The organism is Devosia ginsengisoli, assembly GCF_007859655.1.
Taxonomy (GTDB): domain Bacteria; phylum Pseudomonadota; class Alphaproteobacteria; order Rhizobiales; family Devosiaceae; genus Devosia; species Devosia ginsengisoli.
The window spans coordinates 25,703-40,715 of the sequence record NZ_CP042304.1 but is presented as its reverse complement, the minus strand read 5'-3'; the positions used below and the strand labels follow the sequence as shown (position 1 = coordinate 40,715).

At 63.7% G+C, this 15,013-nt stretch carries 15 protein-coding genes and 2 pseudogenes; 12 read left to right on the top strand and 5 right to left on the bottom strand.

The genetic code is table 11. From position 1 onward, the window contains the following. Positions 1-308 precede the first annotated feature (308 nt). From FPZ08_RS00245 to FPZ08_RS00225, 5 genes and pseudogenes are all read left to right on the top strand, one after another. Positions 309-1,478 (top strand): M20 aminoacylase family protein, encoded by a 1,170-nt coding sequence (locus FPZ08_RS00245; RefSeq protein ID WP_146288131.1) that lies wholly within the window; start codon positions 309-311, stop codon positions 1,476-1,478. Positions 1,479-1,661: 183 nt separating this feature from the next. Further along, positions 1,662-1,817, top strand: a pseudogene (locus FPZ08_RS22940) (hypothetical protein); the annotation flags it as partial. A gap of 61 nt (positions 1,818-1,878) precedes the next feature. After that, on the top strand, positions 1,879-2,721 hold the full coding sequence (locus FPZ08_RS00235; RefSeq protein WP_146288130.1) for an AbrB family transcriptional regulator: 843 nt from the start codon (positions 1,879-1,881) through the stop codon (positions 2,719-2,721). Positions 2,722-2,741: 20 nt separating this feature from the next. Beyond that, complete coding sequence (locus FPZ08_RS00230) at positions 2,742-3,017, top strand: hypothetical protein (protein ID WP_146288129.1); 276 nt, start codon at positions 2,742-2,744, stop codon at positions 3,015-3,017. 139 nt (positions 3,018-3,156) lie between these two features. Then, entirely contained in the window at positions 3,157-3,444 is a 288-nt protein-coding gene (locus FPZ08_RS00225; protein ID WP_146288128.1) for a hypothetical protein, read from the top strand. Between the two features lie 165 nt (positions 3,445-3,609). Here FPZ08_RS00225 and FPZ08_RS00220 read toward each other — a convergent pair whose 3' ends face one another. Continuing rightward, positions 3,610-5,247, bottom strand: a complete 1,638-nt coding sequence (locus FPZ08_RS00220; protein ID WP_146288127.1) for an alpha-glucosidase family protein — start codon at positions 5,245-5,247, stop codon at positions 3,610-3,612. A gap of 127 nt (positions 5,248-5,374) precedes the next feature. Between FPZ08_RS00220 and FPZ08_RS00215 the strand changes: the two genes are divergently transcribed. Together FPZ08_RS00215 and FPZ08_RS00210 are read left to right on the top strand one after the other, a co-directional pair. Further along, a complete protein-coding gene (locus FPZ08_RS00215; protein ID WP_186767143.1) occupies positions 5,375-5,836 on the top strand; it encodes a GNAT family N-acetyltransferase in 462 nt (153 codons plus the stop codon). 56 nt (positions 5,837-5,892) lie between these two features. Continuing rightward, entirely contained in the window at positions 5,893-6,228 is a 336-nt protein-coding gene (locus tag FPZ08_RS00210) for a cupin domain-containing protein (RefSeq protein WP_146288125.1), read from the top strand. Between the two features lie 176 nt (positions 6,229-6,404). Here FPZ08_RS00210 and FPZ08_RS00205 read toward each other — a convergent pair whose 3' ends face one another. Beyond that, positions 6,405-7,343 carry a 2-hydroxyacid dehydrogenase gene (locus FPZ08_RS00205; RefSeq protein WP_146288124.1) on the bottom strand — a complete coding sequence of 313 codons (939 nt, stop codon included), beginning with the start codon at positions 7,341-7,343 and terminating at the stop codon, positions 6,405-6,407. Between the two features lie 140 nt (positions 7,344-7,483). Here FPZ08_RS00205 and FPZ08_RS00200 point away from each other — a divergent pair, with 140 nt between their 5' ends. The 3 genes from FPZ08_RS00200 to FPZ08_RS00190 all read left to right on the top strand — a co-directional run bounded on the left by FPZ08_RS00200 (position 7,484) and on the right by FPZ08_RS00190 (position 9,191). Beyond that, complete coding sequence (locus tag FPZ08_RS00200; RefSeq protein ID WP_146288123.1) at positions 7,484-7,822, top strand: ArsR/SmtB family transcription factor; 339 nt, start codon at positions 7,484-7,486, stop codon at positions 7,820-7,822. After that, the gene (locus FPZ08_RS00195; protein ID WP_146288122.1) at positions 7,819-8,286 is read left to right on the top strand and encodes an SRPBCC family protein; all 468 of its coding nucleotides are present in this window, start codon (positions 7,819-7,821) and stop codon (positions 8,284-8,286) included. The genes FPZ08_RS00200 and FPZ08_RS00195 overlap by 4 nt, the downstream gene beginning before the upstream one ends. Before the next feature lie 281 nt (positions 8,287-8,567). Further along, positions 8,568-9,191, top strand: coding sequence for a dihydrofolate reductase family protein (locus tag FPZ08_RS00190; protein ID WP_146288121.1), 624 nt, complete (start codon positions 8,568-8,570; stop codon positions 9,189-9,191). A gap of 185 nt (positions 9,192-9,376) precedes the next feature. Here the strand turns inward: FPZ08_RS00190 and FPZ08_RS22935 are convergent, their stop codons facing one another. The 3 genes and pseudogenes from FPZ08_RS22935 to FPZ08_RS00180 all read right to left on the bottom strand — a co-directional run bounded on the left by FPZ08_RS22935 (position 9,377) and on the right by FPZ08_RS00180 (position 11,658). Then, entirely contained in the window at positions 9,377-9,598 is a 222-nt protein-coding gene (locus FPZ08_RS22935; protein WP_425457619.1) for a transporter associated domain-containing protein, read from the bottom strand. Positions 9,599-9,747: 149 nt separating this feature from the next. Continuing rightward, positions 9,748-10,647 (bottom strand): annotated as a pseudogene (locus FPZ08_RS22930) (hemolysin family protein); the annotation flags it as partial. A 75-nt stretch (positions 10,648-10,722) separates the two neighbouring features. After that, on the bottom strand, positions 10,723-11,658 hold the full coding sequence (locus tag FPZ08_RS00180; RefSeq protein ID WP_146288120.1) for an AEC family transporter: 936 nt from the start codon (positions 11,656-11,658) through the stop codon (positions 10,723-10,725). A gap of 175 nt (positions 11,659-11,833) precedes the next feature. Between FPZ08_RS00180 and glpD the strand changes: the two genes are divergently transcribed. Continuing rightward, a complete protein-coding gene (glpD, locus tag FPZ08_RS00175) occupies positions 11,834-13,333 on the top strand; it encodes a glycerol-3-phosphate dehydrogenase (RefSeq protein WP_146288119.1) in 1,500 nt (499 codons plus the stop codon). A gap of 175 nt (positions 13,334-13,508) precedes the next feature. Continuing rightward, a complete protein-coding gene (gene glpK, locus FPZ08_RS00170) occupies positions 13,509-14,996 on the top strand; it encodes a glycerol kinase GlpK (protein ID WP_146288118.1) in 1,488 nt (495 codons plus the stop codon). Positions 14,997-15,013: the final 17 nt, after the last annotated feature.

The following is a 15,013-nucleotide window of genomic DNA, read 5'->3' as shown; positions in this document are numbered from 1 at the left end:
TCGCCTCCGCCCCTTGTGGGAGGCGCGCTGACTTTGAACGCATGCGGCTACCCCTCTCCCCTTGTGGGAGGGGGAAATCCGCGTTCAGCGGATTTCCGGGTGAGGGGGCTGCACTATCCTATGCTTCAATGCCGGAGGATGACCTCGGCGCCCCCTCATCCGCCCTTCGGGCACCTTCTCCCACGAGGGGAGAAGGGAAACAGCCCAATGGACGTGGCAGCATGGTGCCCATGCAGCGAGTGCGCTAGTGTTGACGCCATGGATTGGGACAGCGACACTGACCCAGAATGACTGTTTCGGACTTTTTCATGCCTGTTCTCAACCGTATCGCCGAATTTCACGAGGAGATCGCCGGGTGGCGACGGGATTTTCATGCGCATCCCGAGGTGCTGTATGAGGTGGAGCGGACGGCGGGGATTGTCGAGAACAAGCTGCGGGAATTCGGCTGTGATGAAGTGATTGCCGGCATCGGGCGCACTGGCGTCGTCGGCATCATCAATGGGCGCAATGGCGGGAGCGGGCGGACCATCGGGTTGCGGGCCGACATGGATGCGCTGCCGGTGACCGAGAAAACCGGCAAGGACTATGCCTCGACTACGCCCGGCAAGATGCATGCCTGCGGGCATGACGGGCATACGGCCATGCTGCTGGGCGCGGCGAAATACCTGGCCGAGACGCGCAATTTCGATGGGCGGATCGCCGTGATTTTCCAGCCGGCCGAAGAAGGCGGCGCGGGCGGCAAGGCCATGCTGGACGACGGGCTGGTGGAGCGGTTCGGGATCGACGAATTCTACGGCATGCACAATTGGCCGGGCATGCCGGCCGGGCATTTCGGCATTCGCGCCGGCGGCATCATGGCGGCGACGGACCGCTTCTATATCGACATTACCGGCCAGGGCGGCCATGCAGCGCGGCCGCAGACGACGATCGACCCGATCGTGGTGGCGGCCAATATGATTGTCGCTCTGCAATCGATCGTGTCGCGCAATGTCGACCCGCTGCATAGCGCCGTGCTGTCGGTGACCATGGTGGAGGCCGGCGAGGCGGATAATGTGATTTCGCGCACGGCCAAGATCACCGGCACGGTGCGCACGCTGGATGGCGCGGTGCAGGACCAGATCGAGGAACGGCTGGGTGATTTCGTGCCGCAATTCGCCCGGAGTTTTGGTGCCGAGGCCACGGTGCGCTATGCGCGGGGTTATCCGGTGACGGTCAATTCGCGCGAGCAGACCGCGTTTGCCGCGCAGGTGGCGCGCGACGTGGCCGGGGCCGAGCGGGTGGACGAGGACGCGCCGCCATCGATGGGCGGCGAGGATTTTTCCTTCATGCTGGAAGCGCGGCCTGGCGCTTATATTTTCCTCGGCAATGGCGACAGCGCCGAGTTGCATACCGACATGTATGATTTCAATGACGATGTGATTCCGGTGGGGGCGAGCTATTGGGTGCGGCTGGCGGAGAAGGCGCTTCCCATTCGCTAGCTCTTCCTTCTCCCCTTGAGGGAGAAGGTGCCCGAAGGGCGGATGAGGGGTCCTGCGCCTTCCGCCAACATTGAAGCAGGGGATGGCGCAGAACCCCTCACCCGATTTTTCCGGCTGAACGCCGCAAAAATCACCCTCTCCCTCAAGGGGAGAGGGAAAGCATGGTGGACCTGACGAGATTTGATGACCAACCTTTCCAAATTCCTCCCCGCCATCCTCACCCTGGTCATTTCCGCCGTCGGCGGGCTGATTGCGACTTTGCTCAGCCTGCCTGCGGGGTGGCTGATGGGTGGGGCGCTGGCGGTGACGGCGGCGGCGATGGTGGGGATGAAGGTCAGCATGCCGGACCGGCTGCGGGATGTGGCTTTCGTGCTGATCGGCATGTCGATGGGGGGCCAATGTGGCGCCGGACAGTTTGCAGTTGATTGCCAGTTGGCCGGTGAGCCTGGCCGGGCTGGTGGTGGAACTGGTGCTGATCATCGCGCTGACCGGGTGGATGCTGGTCAAGGTGTTCAAGCTGGATGCGGGGACGGCCTACCTCAGCTCGTTTCCGGGGCATCTGTCGTTCATCCTGGGGATCGCGGCGGCGGGGGTGGGCGATTCCCGGCAGATCGTCATCATCCAGGTGATCCGCATATTGATGCTGACCATTGCCGTGCCTGTTGGCGCGGTGTTCCTGCCCATCGACCACTTTACCCCGCCGGCACCGACCGATTTCCTCGATATCGGGCAATTGCTGGCGCTGGGGGCGGGATGCGTCGTGGTGGGGCTGGTTTTCGTGTGGCTCAAGGTGCCGGCTGGTTTCGTGCTCGGCTCGATGGCGGCGGCGACGGCGGCCAAGCTGGGCGGGCTTTATGTCGAGGCCATTCCGACGCCGCTGGTGACGGTGACCTTCATCCTGACCGGGGCGCTGATCGGTTCGCGTTTTGCCGGCATCACGCGGGCCGAATTCATGAGCGCGGCCAAGGGCGGGCTGATCGCCACGGCCATGACGGTGGCCATCGTGACCGTGGTTACCTATGCGGTGAGTCTGGTGGTCGACATGCCGTTCGGGCAGATCTGGCTGGGGCTGTCGCCCGGGGCGCTGGAGGGCATGGGAGCCTTGGGCATCGCGCTGGGCTATGATACGGCCTTCATCGCGGCGCATCATGTTATCCGCCTGCTGCTGCTGAGTTTCGCCATCCCTGCCGTGGTGGTACTGATCAGGCGCCGCGAGGCCGCCGCAATCGCGCGGCAGCAATAGCGGCAAAGGAGATTCTGACCATGCGCCCTGCCCTGCCCCTGGCTTTCGCCCTCATCGCCGCACTGGCATCGCCCGCTTTGGCCGCCCCGATCTGCTCGGGCACGTTCGGGCTGGACCCGGAAATATTCAGCGAGGCTGAAATCAACGATTTCAACTTCGACCTGCTGCGCGGCAGGGGCGTGGACGTGACCCGTACCGAAATGTGGGGCGGCTGCATCCGCGCCTTCGTCCGGCAGGCCGATGGTCGCGAAGCCATGGAATTCTACGATCCGATGACGCTGCGCCGGGTGGAATAGGCTGCGCCTTTCCCGCCCGAAGATGGACGGGGAATTACCAAGCGCTTGCCAATATTTCATATTGATTGCAGTAGTTTAACTGGTGATCGCGACGTGCCGGGCCGATGATCGGGAGGTTCAGAAACCTCCCGAGAAAAGGATGACCGACATGTTCAAGACCATTCTAGCCACCAGTGTCGCCGCCGCCAGCCTGGCCGTTGTCGCCGTGCCGGCACAGGCCGCCAACGGCAATATCAGTTGCGACGTGGGCGCCCCTATCGCGGGTGCGGAAGACATGATCAGCCAGGAGCTGACGGCCATGGGCTATGATGTCGATGGCGTCGAGGAATGGAACAATTGCGTGCGCGCCTTCGTGGTGAAAGCGGATGGCTCGCTGGGCATGGTGTTCTTCGAGCCCGGCTCGCTGAAGCTGCTTGGCGCGGCGTAGGGTTTTGCCCTTGGCCGCCCTATCCACGGTGTCATCCCGGCCTTGGGCCGGGATCCATCCTGAGGTCTTTCCGCGCCCACAGAAAGTTCATCCATCTCAAGATAGGCCCCGGCTCAAGGCCGGGGTGACATCGCGTGTGTGGGGCGTCTGACGACACACGTCCGGCTATTTGACACTCACGCGCCGGCCGGTATCCAGCGCCACGAAAGCATAGCCGTTGGGGCCTAGTTGCATGCTCTTGCCGGCCAGGGCGGCGTGGTGGGAGACGGGTTCTAGCTCGGTGCCGCTGGGAATGCCTGAGACGGCGAGGGTCTGGGCTTCGGCCGAGAGGTTGAAGAGGCAGAGCAGGCTCTGCTCGCCCAAAGTACGGCGGAAGGCGAGGACGGGTTCGGCACTCTTGAGGAAGGCGATGTCGCCCTCGCGCAGGGCCGGATGGGTTTTGCGCCAGGCCAGGATGGCGCGGTAGAAGGCCAGGGTCGAATTGGCGTCGGCATTCTGCGCGGCGACATTGAGCATGGACTGGGCCGGCTTGACCGGCAGCCAGGGCTTGCCCGAAGTGAAGCCGTTGGGCGCATCGCCCCTGTCCCACGGCATGGGGGTGCGGCAGCCGTCGCGACCCTTGTCCTCGGGCCAGAAGCGGATGCCGCGCGGGTCGGTCAATTCCTCGAACAGCAGGTCGGTTTCGGGCAGGCCCAGTTCCTCGCCCTGATAAAGGCAGACCGAGCCGCGCAGCGACAGGACCAGAGCCGCCGCCTGGCGAGCGAGGTCGGTTGGCGACTGGCTGAACGGGGCCCAGCGGGTGACGTGGCGCGGCACATCGTGATTGGAAAAGCTCCAGCAGGGCCAGCCATCGGGGCCGGCCTTGAAGAACTGCTCGATGCGGGTGCGGAAATGGGCGGCGGTGAATTGCGGCCCGAGGAAATCGAAGCCGTAGCACATGTGGAGCGTATCGCCGCCCGACGTGTATTCGGCCATGAGCTTGACCGACTTGTGGCTGTCGCCGACTTCGCCGACCGAGGTGGTGCCGGGGAATTCGTCGAGCAGGGCGCGGACGCGCTTGAGGAAGGCCAGGTTTTCCGGCTGGCTCTTGGAGTAGCGGTGCTCCTGCATGTCATAGGGATTCACGGCATAGGCCAGATGCTCGTTCTTGACCTTGTTGGGCGGATTGGAGCGCAGCTTGCTGTCGTGGAAATAGTAATTGACGGTGTCGAGGCGGAAGCCATCGATGCCGCGCTCCAGCCAGAAGCGCATGACATCGAGCACGGCCTGCTGCACTTCGGGATTGTGGAAATTGAGGTCGGGCTGGCTGGCGAGGAAATTGTGCAGGTAATATTGCCCGCGGGTGGGGTTCCATTCCCAGGCGCGGCCGCCGAAGACGGCGGGCCAGTTATTGGGCGGGGAGCCATCGGGAAGCGGATTGGCCCAGACATACCAGTCGGCCTTGGCATTGGTGCGGTTGAGCCGGCTTTCCTCGAACCAGGGATGGAGGTCCGACGTGTGGCTCACCACCTGGTCCATGATGACCTTGATTCCGCGGGCATGGGCCGCCTCGACGAGGCTGTCGAAATCGGCCAGCGAGCCGAACAGGCGATCGACCTCGCGATAATCGCTGACATCGTAGCCCATATCGGCCTGGGGCGACTGGGTGATGGGCGAGAGCCAGATGCAATCGACGCCGAGGCCGGCAATATGATCGAGCCGGGCGATGATGCCGGGCAGGTCGCCCACGCCATCGCCATTGCTGTCCTGAAACGAGCGCGGATAGACCTGATAGATCACTCCGCCGCGCCACCATTCGGTCATTGCATTTCTCCGCGCCGCGTTGCCAGTTCAATACAAAGCGGACTCATTGTTCCGACCTAATAGCTGACCGGGCCGGGCGATGAAATCGCGCAATGATGCAGGAGGGCCCTGCGAGAAAGGCAGGACGATGACCATCACGACGGGCCTGTTGATCGATTATCCCGCGGCGCTGACGCCGTTGGTGGACCTGTTCGAAACGCAATGGGCCGACTGGTACAATGCACAGGGCGCCTCGGCACGGGCCGATCTCAGCGAGCGCGCCCGGCGCAATGGCCTGCCGCTGGGGCTGGTGGCATTGGCGGATGGCGAAGTGGCGGGCACCTGTGCGCTGACCGCCAGTTCGGGCGGGCTGGTGACGGAACGTTCGCCCTGGCTGAGCGGGCTGGTCGTCCTGCCGCAATATCGACGGCGCGGCGCGGGCCGGGCCTTGCTAGATCGCGCACGCAGCGAGGCGCGGCGGCTGGGATATGGGCGGCTTCACGCGCTGACCGAGAGTGCGACGGCGCTGTTCGAACGGGCGGGCTGGAGCCGGCAGGAAGCCGCGCAGATCAATGGCGTGCCGCATGCAATATTCACTGTCACAACCTGACATGTCGAAATGGCGCCCTGCCGTTCGTCGAGAGGACAGAACGACAGGAGACGACCATGCATGTATTGCGAGCAGCAGACCGGGCACAGAGCAAGAGCCGGACAGTGCGGTTCGAAGGGGCGGCCTATGGCACGGATATTTCGTTCTTTGCCGTGGATAGCGATCCGGGACAGGGACCAGTGCTGCATACCCATCCCTATGCCGAGACCTGGTTCGTGCAGGAGGGCCGCGCGCGGTTCGTAGCCGATGGCAAGGTGCTGGAGGTCGGCCCCGGCGATATCGTGGTCGCGCCGGGCGGGACGGCACACAAGTTCACCAATATCGGCGATGGCCGGCTGGTGATGTTCTGCGTGCATGACACGGGAACGATGGCGCAGGAGAATCTGGAGTAGGCGCTGACCACCGATATCGAAGCATGGGCGAGCGCAGCCCCTCACCCGTAATTTCCTCTGAACGAGGAAATTACCCCCTCTCCCACAAGGGGCGAGGGGGAACTCCACTCTTGGGCGACACCGGGTTTCCCCTTCTCCCCTCGTGGGAGAAGGTGCCCGAAGGGCGATGAGGGGGTCTAGACGACGGCGCTGATGAGCGGTTCGCCGGCGAAATGGGCTTCGAGGTTGGCGACGAGCAGCGCGCCCATGGCGTCGCGGGTTTGGACCGTGGCGCTGCCCTGGTGGGGGCTGAGGACGACGTTGTCGAGCGCGAGGAAGCCTGATGGCACTTCGGGTTCGTCTTCGAACACATCGAGCGCGGCGCCGCCGAGGCCGCCATTTTGCAGCAGGTCGAGCATGGCGGGTTCGTCGATCAATGTGCCGCGGGCGACGTTGACGATCATGCCTTTAGGGCCGAGCGCGGTCAGCACGTCGCGCGAGACGATGCGTTCGGTGCCCTTGCCACCGGGGGCGATGATGACCAGCCAGTCGCTGTCGCGGGCCATGTCGGTGAGATTGTCGTAGAAGACATGTGGCTCGGACGGCTGGCGCTTGCGGCCGTGATAGACGACGCGCATCTTCATGGCCTGGGCGCGGGCGGCGATTTCCTTGCCGATGCGGCCGAGGCCGAGAATGCCGACGGTCTTGCCGGTCAGTTCGGAAAAGAGCGGCATGCTGCCTGATAGCCACTTGCCCTGGCGCACATATTGATCGGCCTGAGGGATGCGGCGGGCCAGCGCGATCATCAGGCCGATAGTGAGTTCGGCCACGGCATCGTTGAGCACATTGGGCGTGTTGGTGACGCGGATATTGCGGGCCTTGGCCGTTCTGGTGTCGATATTGTCGTAGCCGACGCCAAAGCTGGCGATGATTTCGAGATTAGGCAGGGCATCCATGAGATCGGCCTGCACGCCCGAGCCGGCATGGGCGCGGATGCGGCTGCCATTGGCTGCGAGCCAGGCCTTGGGATCGGCCTCTTCATGCAGCTTGTGGACGGTGTAGCGCTCGGCCAGGGCAGCTTCGCAACTGGCGAGCAGCTTGCCGGTTTGCAGGATCTCGATGGACTTGTCGGTCATTCGGCGGGACTCGCAATTCTGGTATGGCAGGCACAATAGGGGCCGGGTGCTCCGAAGCAAGCCCTCCCCCTGCCCGGCCCGTTCGGCAGCGTCAGATACTTAGCTCTTGCGCTAAGCGTCACCACCTGATACTTAGCCTTATGGAACAGTATCAGACACAGCTGGATGGCATTTTCCAGGCGCTGGCCGATCCGACGCGGCGGGCCGTGGTGGGGCGATTGGGACGGGGGCCGGCCAGCGTGGGCGAACTGGCCGCGCCATTCGAGATGGCCCTGCCCTCGTTCATGAAGCACATTCATGTGCTTGAAGGGGCCGGGCTGATCCGCACCAGCAAGGCCGGGCGCGTGCGCACCTGCAGTATCGAGCGGGCGCGGCTGGCGGCGGTCGATAGCTGGCTGAACGAACAAAGGGCGATCTGGGAAGGCCGGACGGACCGGCTGGAGCAGTTTGTCACGCAAGACAAGGAACAAGGCAAATGACCAAGCTCGACCCGGAACGCGATCTCGAAATCAGCCGCATTATCAAGGCGCCGCGCTCGGCCATCTGGGCGGCGTGGACGACGCCGGACAGCTTTGCCAAATGGTGGATACCGGCGCCGGCTTTGTGCCGGGTGGCGGAGATGGACCTGCGGCCGGGCGGCGCGCTGACCACGCTGATGAGCGAGAATGGCGGCGCCTTCGGTCCGCATCTGTCAGCCTGCTACCTGGCGCTGGAAGAGGGTCGGCGGATCGTCTTCACCAATGCGCTGGTCGGCGGCTGGCGGCCGGCCGAGCAGCCGATGATGACGGCGGTCATCACACTCGATGACCACGACCTGGGCACGGCCTATCGCGCCGTGGTGATGCACAAGGACAATGCCGACCAGACCCGGCATCGCGACCTGGGCTTTTATGACGGCTGGGGATCGGTGACGGCTCAATTGGCGGCACTGGTGGAGGGGTAGAGCTCCCGCCCGGGGGGACATTTCGGGCTTCTCTGGCTCCCGTCACCCCACCCTCATTCCTTCTCACCTAAAATCGCTCCACCGGAGCGATTTTGCCTTCGGCCGGCTCGAAGCCCATCAAGGGGAGGGAGGCGCCAGCTCTGAGGCCAGTATTCATCGTCTCCCTCCCCCTTGTGGGGAGGGATCAAGGGTGGGGGGTGACCTCACGCACCGAAGTCCAAATTGATCGGCCAAGCCGCGCCTAATTACTTATCCTTTTAGCTAACTTATGGAGACTGACAATGCGTAAAGTCATTCTGGGAATGATGAGCACTCTCAATGGACGGCTGGATAGCCCGTTCGAATGGGTGGACGGAGTGGGCGACGATATCTATCGGCGGATCAATGAGAATGCCCAAAAGTCGGATACGATGCTGATCGGCCGCAATACCTATGACGAGATGGTGGCCTATTGGCCGGGCACGCTGGCTTCGGGCGAAGGCACCGGGAGCAACCAGACCATGGCCCGGCATATGCACGATATCGAAAAGCTGGTGATTTCGCGCAGCGGATCGCGGGCGCTGGAGCCCTGGCACAAGGCGCGCATGGTGACGGCGGCGGATGATGCGGCGCTGGTGGCGTTCATCACCGAGCTCAAGGCGCGGCCGGGCGGCGACATCCACCTGTCAGGCGGAGCGAGCCTGGTGCAGTCGATGGTCCGGCTCGGGCTGGTCGACCGCTTTACCTTCTACGTGTTCCCGACGGTATCGCCCGGCGCGGCCTGGTTCGGTGAGGTGACGGACAAGCGGGACATGGCGGTGGTGGACGTCGAGACATTCGACAAAGGCGTGGTCGGACTGACGCTGGAGCCCCGTGCGCCGCTGGATATGGGTGCGCCGCAGCGCTTCACCGAGCTGCTGAGCTGACGGAGTAACTAAACTCCCTCTCCTGCGCGCGTGGCCCACCCCCCCCTTGATCCCTCCCCACAAGGGGGAGGGAGACGATGAACACCAGCATCAGAGCTGGCGCCTCCCCTCCCCTTGATGGGGAGGGAATGAGGGTGGGGTGACGGGAGCCACAGAAGGCGTGACTTCTCGGGAGGTAGGGCAGGCTATTTGCCGGATTTGGTTGGCGCGGACTTGCTGGCCTGCTTGGTGACGAGCAACTGATTGAGGCGCATGCGGTCCGCGTCGACCACTTCGAATGTATAGCCGCCGGCATCGACGCGATCGCCCTTGCGGGCAGCGCGGCGCAGGTGGTGGACGATGAAGCCGCCAATGGTCTCGTAATGGGCGTCGCTATGCAACTGCTTGAGGCCCAGCGCCTGCGCCACCTCGACCAGGGGGTGACGCCGTCGATCAGGTAGCTGTTGTCCTCGCGACGCAGGATGGCCTTCTCCTCGAAGGGATTGACCAGGCCCTGCACCAGGGCGGCCATTAGATCCTTGAAGGTGACGATGCCCACCACATAGGCATATTCGCTGACCACCAGAGCAAAGCCCGTATTCTGGGCCTGAAACTCGGCCATGACTTCCCACACATTGAGGGAATCGGGGACCGAGAGCACATCGCGGCGCGCTTCGCGGAAATCGACCGTGCTGGAATTCTTGAAGGCGGCGGCCAGGGCGTCTTCGGCCCGGACGCAGCCGATGACCTCGTCGAGCCCGCCATCGCAGAGCGGATAGCGGGAAAACGGAAACTGCTGCACCTTTTCACGCTGCACTTCGGCGGAGTCGCGGATGTCGAGATAGACGACGCTGTCGCGCACGGTCATGACCGAGGTGACGCTGCGCAATTCGAGCGCCAGCACATTCTTGATGAGCTGATGCTCGTTCTTCATCAGCGCGCCGGAAGCCTCGCCGCCGGCCAGGATCATGCGGAAATCCTCGCCGGTCACTTCGTCATTGCGCTCGGGCTTGAGGCGCAGCAGCGCGATCAGCCGGTCGGACAGTGTGCTGAAGATCCAGACCAGGGGCTTGAGCACGCGGACCTGGATTTCGAGAAAGCCCCCGACAAACAGCGCCACCCGCTCCGGCATCATCATGGCGATGCGCCGAGGCGTAAGATCGGCGAGCAGGATGAACAGGGTGGTCACCAGGATGAAGGAGAGGACGCCACCCAGCGTCTCGGCGCTGTCGACCGGCATGAGCGGCGCCAGCAGGGCGGCGAAACTGGGCGCGAGGAATTCCGAACCGACGATGCCCGCCAGGATGGAGACCGCATTGGTGCTGATCTGCAGGGCGGTGATGACATTGCCGGCATTGGCCCGCAGCTTGGCAAAGCGCATGGCGCGCGCATCGCCCTGTTCGGTCAGCGCGCGAATGCGGATTTCGCGCGCCGCCGCGAAGGCGATTTCGGCCAGGGCGATCAGAACGCTGATCATGATCAGCAGGGCGATCAGCAACAGTCCAAGCAAGGTGTTCATGGACGTTCTATTACCCGCAAATGAGCCGCTAACCTATAGCGACAAGATGTAGAGCCACCCCGAAATGGTCACGGCCGAGGCGATCGTGCCGATGAGGATGGCGTTGGCGGCGACGCTGACGCCCCTGTTGTAATAGGTGGCGAAGACATAGACGTTGACGCCGGCCGGCATGGCCGAGAGCAGGATGCCGTAGCGGGCGATCTCCATGGGCACATGCAGCACCCAGATCATCAGCACATAGGCGATGGCCGGGTGGACGATCAGCTTGATGATCGAAGCGACCAGCGCCTGTTTCCAGTTTTCACTGAGCTTGAACTCGTTGAGAGCGCCGCCAATGCCGAACAAAGCGGCGGGGACCACGGCCTGGGCCATCATGCGGAAGAAGGCATCGGCCGGCTCGATCAGGGTGAGGCCGGAGAAATAGCCGATCAGGCCTGCGGCAATGCCCCAGATCAGCGGATTGGAGCCGACGCGCTTTGCAGCAACCAGCAGGGTCTTGCCGAGCGAGGCCCCATCGCGGCGCATCAGTTCGATGGTGAGCATGCCGGTGGTGAGCAGGATGGCGCCATGCAGGCCGATGATCGACAGCACGACGGGCAAAGCATCGACGCCATAGGCGCGCTGCATGATGGGCAGGCCGACCAGCACGGTATTGGTGAACATGCCCGAAAAGCCGACCGCCACGGCCTCGCCCGGCCGATTGCGGAAGACCTTGAGCGCGATGACGATGCCCAGCGCGAAACAGGCCACGGCGCCGATATAAAACGGTCCGATAATGCCGATATTGAAGGCCGAGCGGAAATCGCTGGTGAGAAGCGAATGGAACAGCAGGCAGGGCGTGGCGAAATTATTGACGAAGGCAATCAGGCCCTTGATGCCATCGGCCGGGAACAGGCGGAAGCGCACCGCGCCATAGCCGAATGCCATCAGCGCGAAGATGGGCGCAATGACGGTGAGGATGGCGAGCATGGCCGGGGTTCCGGGACCGAGAAGACGCAATGCCCCTAACCGTCCGGCCGCGCAGGGTCAATGATCATCTTGTATGGAAGGTTGAATGTATCGAGCGCAGCGGAATAGCGAAACTCTAATCTTTCAAAACGAAAGCCAAACGCGTACAAACGAAAGACGCAATAGGGGTTGAACCATGGGTGGCAGCGACAGCGTCGATATCTTCGTCATCGGCGGGGGCATCAATGGCGCCAGCGTGGCGCGCGACGCGGTGGGGCGCGGCTATTCGGTGGCGCTGGCCGAAATGAACGACCTGGCCTCGGGCACATCATCGGCCGCTACCAAGCTGGTGCATGGCGGGCTGCGCTATCTCGAACATTACGAATTCCGCCTGGTGCATGAGGCGCTGGCCGAGCGCGAGGTGCTGTGGGCGGAAGCGCCGCATATCATCAAGCCGCTGCGGTTCGTCTTGCCGCATCACAAGGGGCTGCGGCCGGCCATGGTGCTGCGGGCGGGGCTGGCCATGTATGACTATATGGGCGGGCGGCGCCTGCTGCCGCCAACCAAGACGCTGGACCTGACCCGCGACGTGACCGGCAAGCCACTGAAACCGGGCTATCGGCTGGGCTTTGAATATTCCGATTGCTGGGTGGATGACGCGCGCTTCGTGGTGCTCAATGCGCGCGACGCGGCGGACAAGGGCGCCGCCATCTACGTGCGGACGAAGGTGACCAGCGTACGCCGCGAGGCTGGCGGGTGGCTGGTGGAGCTCGATGGCGAGGCCGGGCGGCAGACCATTCGCGCGAAGCTGGTGGTCAACGCGGCGGGGCCGTGGGTGGACCAGGTAATCGCTGGAACGATGGGCCGGAACGGGGCGCATCATGTGCGGCTGGTCAAGGGCAGCCATATCGTGGTGCGCAAGCTCTATGACCACGACCGCTGCTATATCTTCCAGAATGGCGATGGCCGCATCATCTTCGCCATTCCCTATGAGGACGATTTCACCCTGATCGGCACGACCGACGAGGACTTTTTCGGCGACCCCAAGGATGTGCGGATTTCCGAGAAGGAGACCGACTACCTGCTGAGCGCGGCGAGCGAATATTTCGCCAAGCCGGTCACGCGCGACCAGATTCACTGGACCTATTCGGGCGTGCGGCCGCTGTTTGATGACGGGGCCAGCGCAGCGCAGGAGGCGACGCGCGACTATGTGCTGAAACTGGATGGCGACGCGGCCACGGGGGCTGTCATCAATGTGTTCGGTGGCAAGTTGACCACATCGCGGCGGCTGGCGGAATCGGTGCTGGAAAAGATCGAGGACGTGCTGGGCAAGAAGAGCGCGGCCTGGACCAAAACGAGCCGGCTGCCGGGCGGGGATTTCGAGCCGCTGGCCTTCGAGGCGGAGGCGCGTCGGCTGGGCATGGATTATGCCGGGATGCCGGCACGGTTGCTGCGGCGGCTGCTGAGGCAATATGGCAGCAAGGCGCGGCTTGTGCTGGGGAATGCGACTGAGCCCGGCGATCTCGGGCAGCATTTCGGCTGGGACCTCTATGCGGCGGAGGTGGATTACCTCGTGGCGCATGAATGGGCGCGGACGGCGCAGGATGTATTGTGGCGGCGCACCAAGGTGGGGCTGCGGGTGAGCGGCGATGAGGTCAAGGCGCTGGAGTTGTATATGGCGACCAAGGGACACTAATGCCCCTGCCCTTCTCCCCTTGCGGGAGAAGGTGCCCCGTAGGGGCGGATGAGGGGTTGCTTCCACAAGCATCCAAGCAAGGGATGGCGCAGAACCCCTCACCCTGCAATTCTGCTGAACGCAGAATTGCTCCCTCTCCCGCAAGGGGAGAGGGGAAGAAAGATGCGGAGGAAACATGACCAAATACATTCTGGCGATCGACCAGGGCACGACCTCCAGCCGGGCTATCGTGTTCGGCGGGGACCGGACGATTGCCGGGGTGGGCCAGAAGGAATTTGCCCAGATCTTTCCGCAAGACGGCTGGGTGGAGCATGACCCGGAGGAAATCTGGGACTCGGTCGTCTGGTCGATCAAGACAGCGCTGAAGCAGGCCGGGATCGGGGCTGGGGATGTCGCGGCCATCGGCATTACCAACCAGCGCGAGACCACGCTGATCTGGGACCGGGCGACGGGCAAGGCGATCCATAATGCCATCGTGTGGCAGGACCGGCGGACGGCGGCCTATTGCGCCAAGCTCAAGAAGGCCGGGCATGAAAAGACGGTCACGAAGAAAACCGGGCTGCTGCTCGACCCGTATTTTTCGGGCACCAAGGTCAAATGGCTGCTCGACAACGTGAAAGGCGCGAGAAAACAGGCGGAAAAGGGCGAGCTTGCTTTCGGCACGGTGGATGCGTTCCTGATCTGGCGGCTGACCGGCGGCAAGGTGCATGCAACGGACGCCACCAATGCGGGGCGGACGCTGCTGTTCGATATCGGCAGGAACCAGTGGGACAAGGGGCTGCTCGAGCTATTCGATGTTCCGGCCGCGCTGTTGCCGGAGGTCAAGGATTGCGCTGACGATTTCGGGGTGACGGACGAAAAGCTGTTCGGGGCTGCCATTCCTATTCTCGGCGTAGCGGGTGACCAGCATGCGGCGACGATCGGGCAGGCCTGTTTCCAGCCGGGCATGCTGAAATCGACCTATGGTACCGGGTGTTTCGCGCTGCTCAATACCGGCACGGACATGGTGCGGAGCAAGAACCGGCTGCTGACGACCATTGCCTATCGGCTCGATGGCGAAACTAGCTATGCGCTGGAAGGCTCGATCTTCATCGCCGGGGCGGCAGTGCAGTGGATTCGCGACGGGCTGAAACTAGTCAAGCAGGCCAGCGAAACCGGGCCTTTGGCGCGCACGGCCGACCCGAGCCAGAATGTCTACATGGTGCCGGCCTTTGTGGGGCTGGGCGCGCCTTGGTGGGACGCCGAGGCGCGCGGCGCCATCTATGGGCTCACGCGCAATTCGGGGCCGGCAGAGATCGCCAAGGCAGCGCTGGAGGCGGTGTGCTACCAGACGCGCGACCTGCTGGAGGCCATGCGCAAGGACTGGAAGGGTGGCGGCGACACGGTGTTGCGGGTAGATGGCGGCATGGTGGCGTCGGACTGGACCATGCAGTTTCTCGCCGATGTGCTGGATGCGCCGGTGGACCGGCCGGTGATCCTCGAAACCACGGCGCTTGGGGCGGCGTGGTTGGCGGGATCGAAGGCCGGGGTGTGGCCGGGAATGAAGGAATTTGCCGCAAGCTGGGCGCGGGACAAGAGGTTCGAGCCGGAGATGGATGCGGCGGAACGCCGGCGCAAGGTCAAGGGTTGGGATGCGGCGGTGCGGCGGACGCTGAGTGTTTAGCGCTCCCCCAACGCAGA

Excerpts from the sequence above, each read along its gene's own strand:
- FPZ08_RS00245 (WP_146288131.1), top strand. The coding sequence starts at position 309 with ATGCCTGTTCTCAACCGTATCGCCGAATTTCACGAGGAGATCGCCGGG.
- FPZ08_RS00230 (WP_146288129.1), top strand. The coding sequence starts at position 2,742 with ATGCGCCCTGCCCTGCCCCTGGCTTTCGCCCTCATCGCCGCACTGGCA.
- FPZ08_RS00225 (WP_146288128.1), top strand. The coding sequence starts at position 3,157 with ATGACCGACATGTTCAAGACCATTCTAGCCACCAGTGTCGCCGCCGCC.
- FPZ08_RS00220 (WP_146288127.1), bottom strand. The coding sequence starts at position 5,247 with ATGACCGAATGGTGGCGCGGCGGAGTGATCTATCAGGTCTATCCGCGC.
- FPZ08_RS00215 (WP_186767143.1), top strand. The coding sequence starts at position 5,375 with ATGACCATCACGACGGGCCTGTTGATCGATTATCCCGCGGCGCTGACG.
- FPZ08_RS00210 (WP_146288125.1), top strand. The coding sequence starts at position 5,893 with ATGCATGTATTGCGAGCAGCAGACCGGGCACAGAGCAAGAGCCGGACA.
- FPZ08_RS00205 (WP_146288124.1), bottom strand. The coding sequence starts at position 7,343 with ATGACCGACAAGTCCATCGAGATCCTGCAAACCGGCAAGCTGCTCGCC.
- FPZ08_RS00200 (WP_146288123.1), top strand. The coding sequence starts at position 7,484 with ATGGAACAGTATCAGACACAGCTGGATGGCATTTTCCAGGCGCTGGCC.
- FPZ08_RS00195 (WP_146288122.1), top strand. The coding sequence starts at position 7,819 with ATGACCAAGCTCGACCCGGAACGCGATCTCGAAATCAGCCGCATTATC.
- FPZ08_RS00190 (WP_146288121.1), top strand. The coding sequence starts at position 8,568 with ATGCGTAAAGTCATTCTGGGAATGATGAGCACTCTCAATGGACGGCTG.
- FPZ08_RS00180 (WP_146288120.1), bottom strand. The coding sequence starts at position 11,658 with ATGCTCGCCATCCTCACCGTCATTGCGCCCATCTTCGCGCTGATGGCA.
- glpD (WP_146288119.1), top strand. The coding sequence starts at position 11,834 with ATGGGTGGCAGCGACAGCGTCGATATCTTCGTCATCGGCGGGGGCATC.
- glpK (WP_146288118.1), top strand. The coding sequence starts at position 13,509 with ATGACCAAATACATTCTGGCGATCGACCAGGGCACGACCTCCAGCCGG.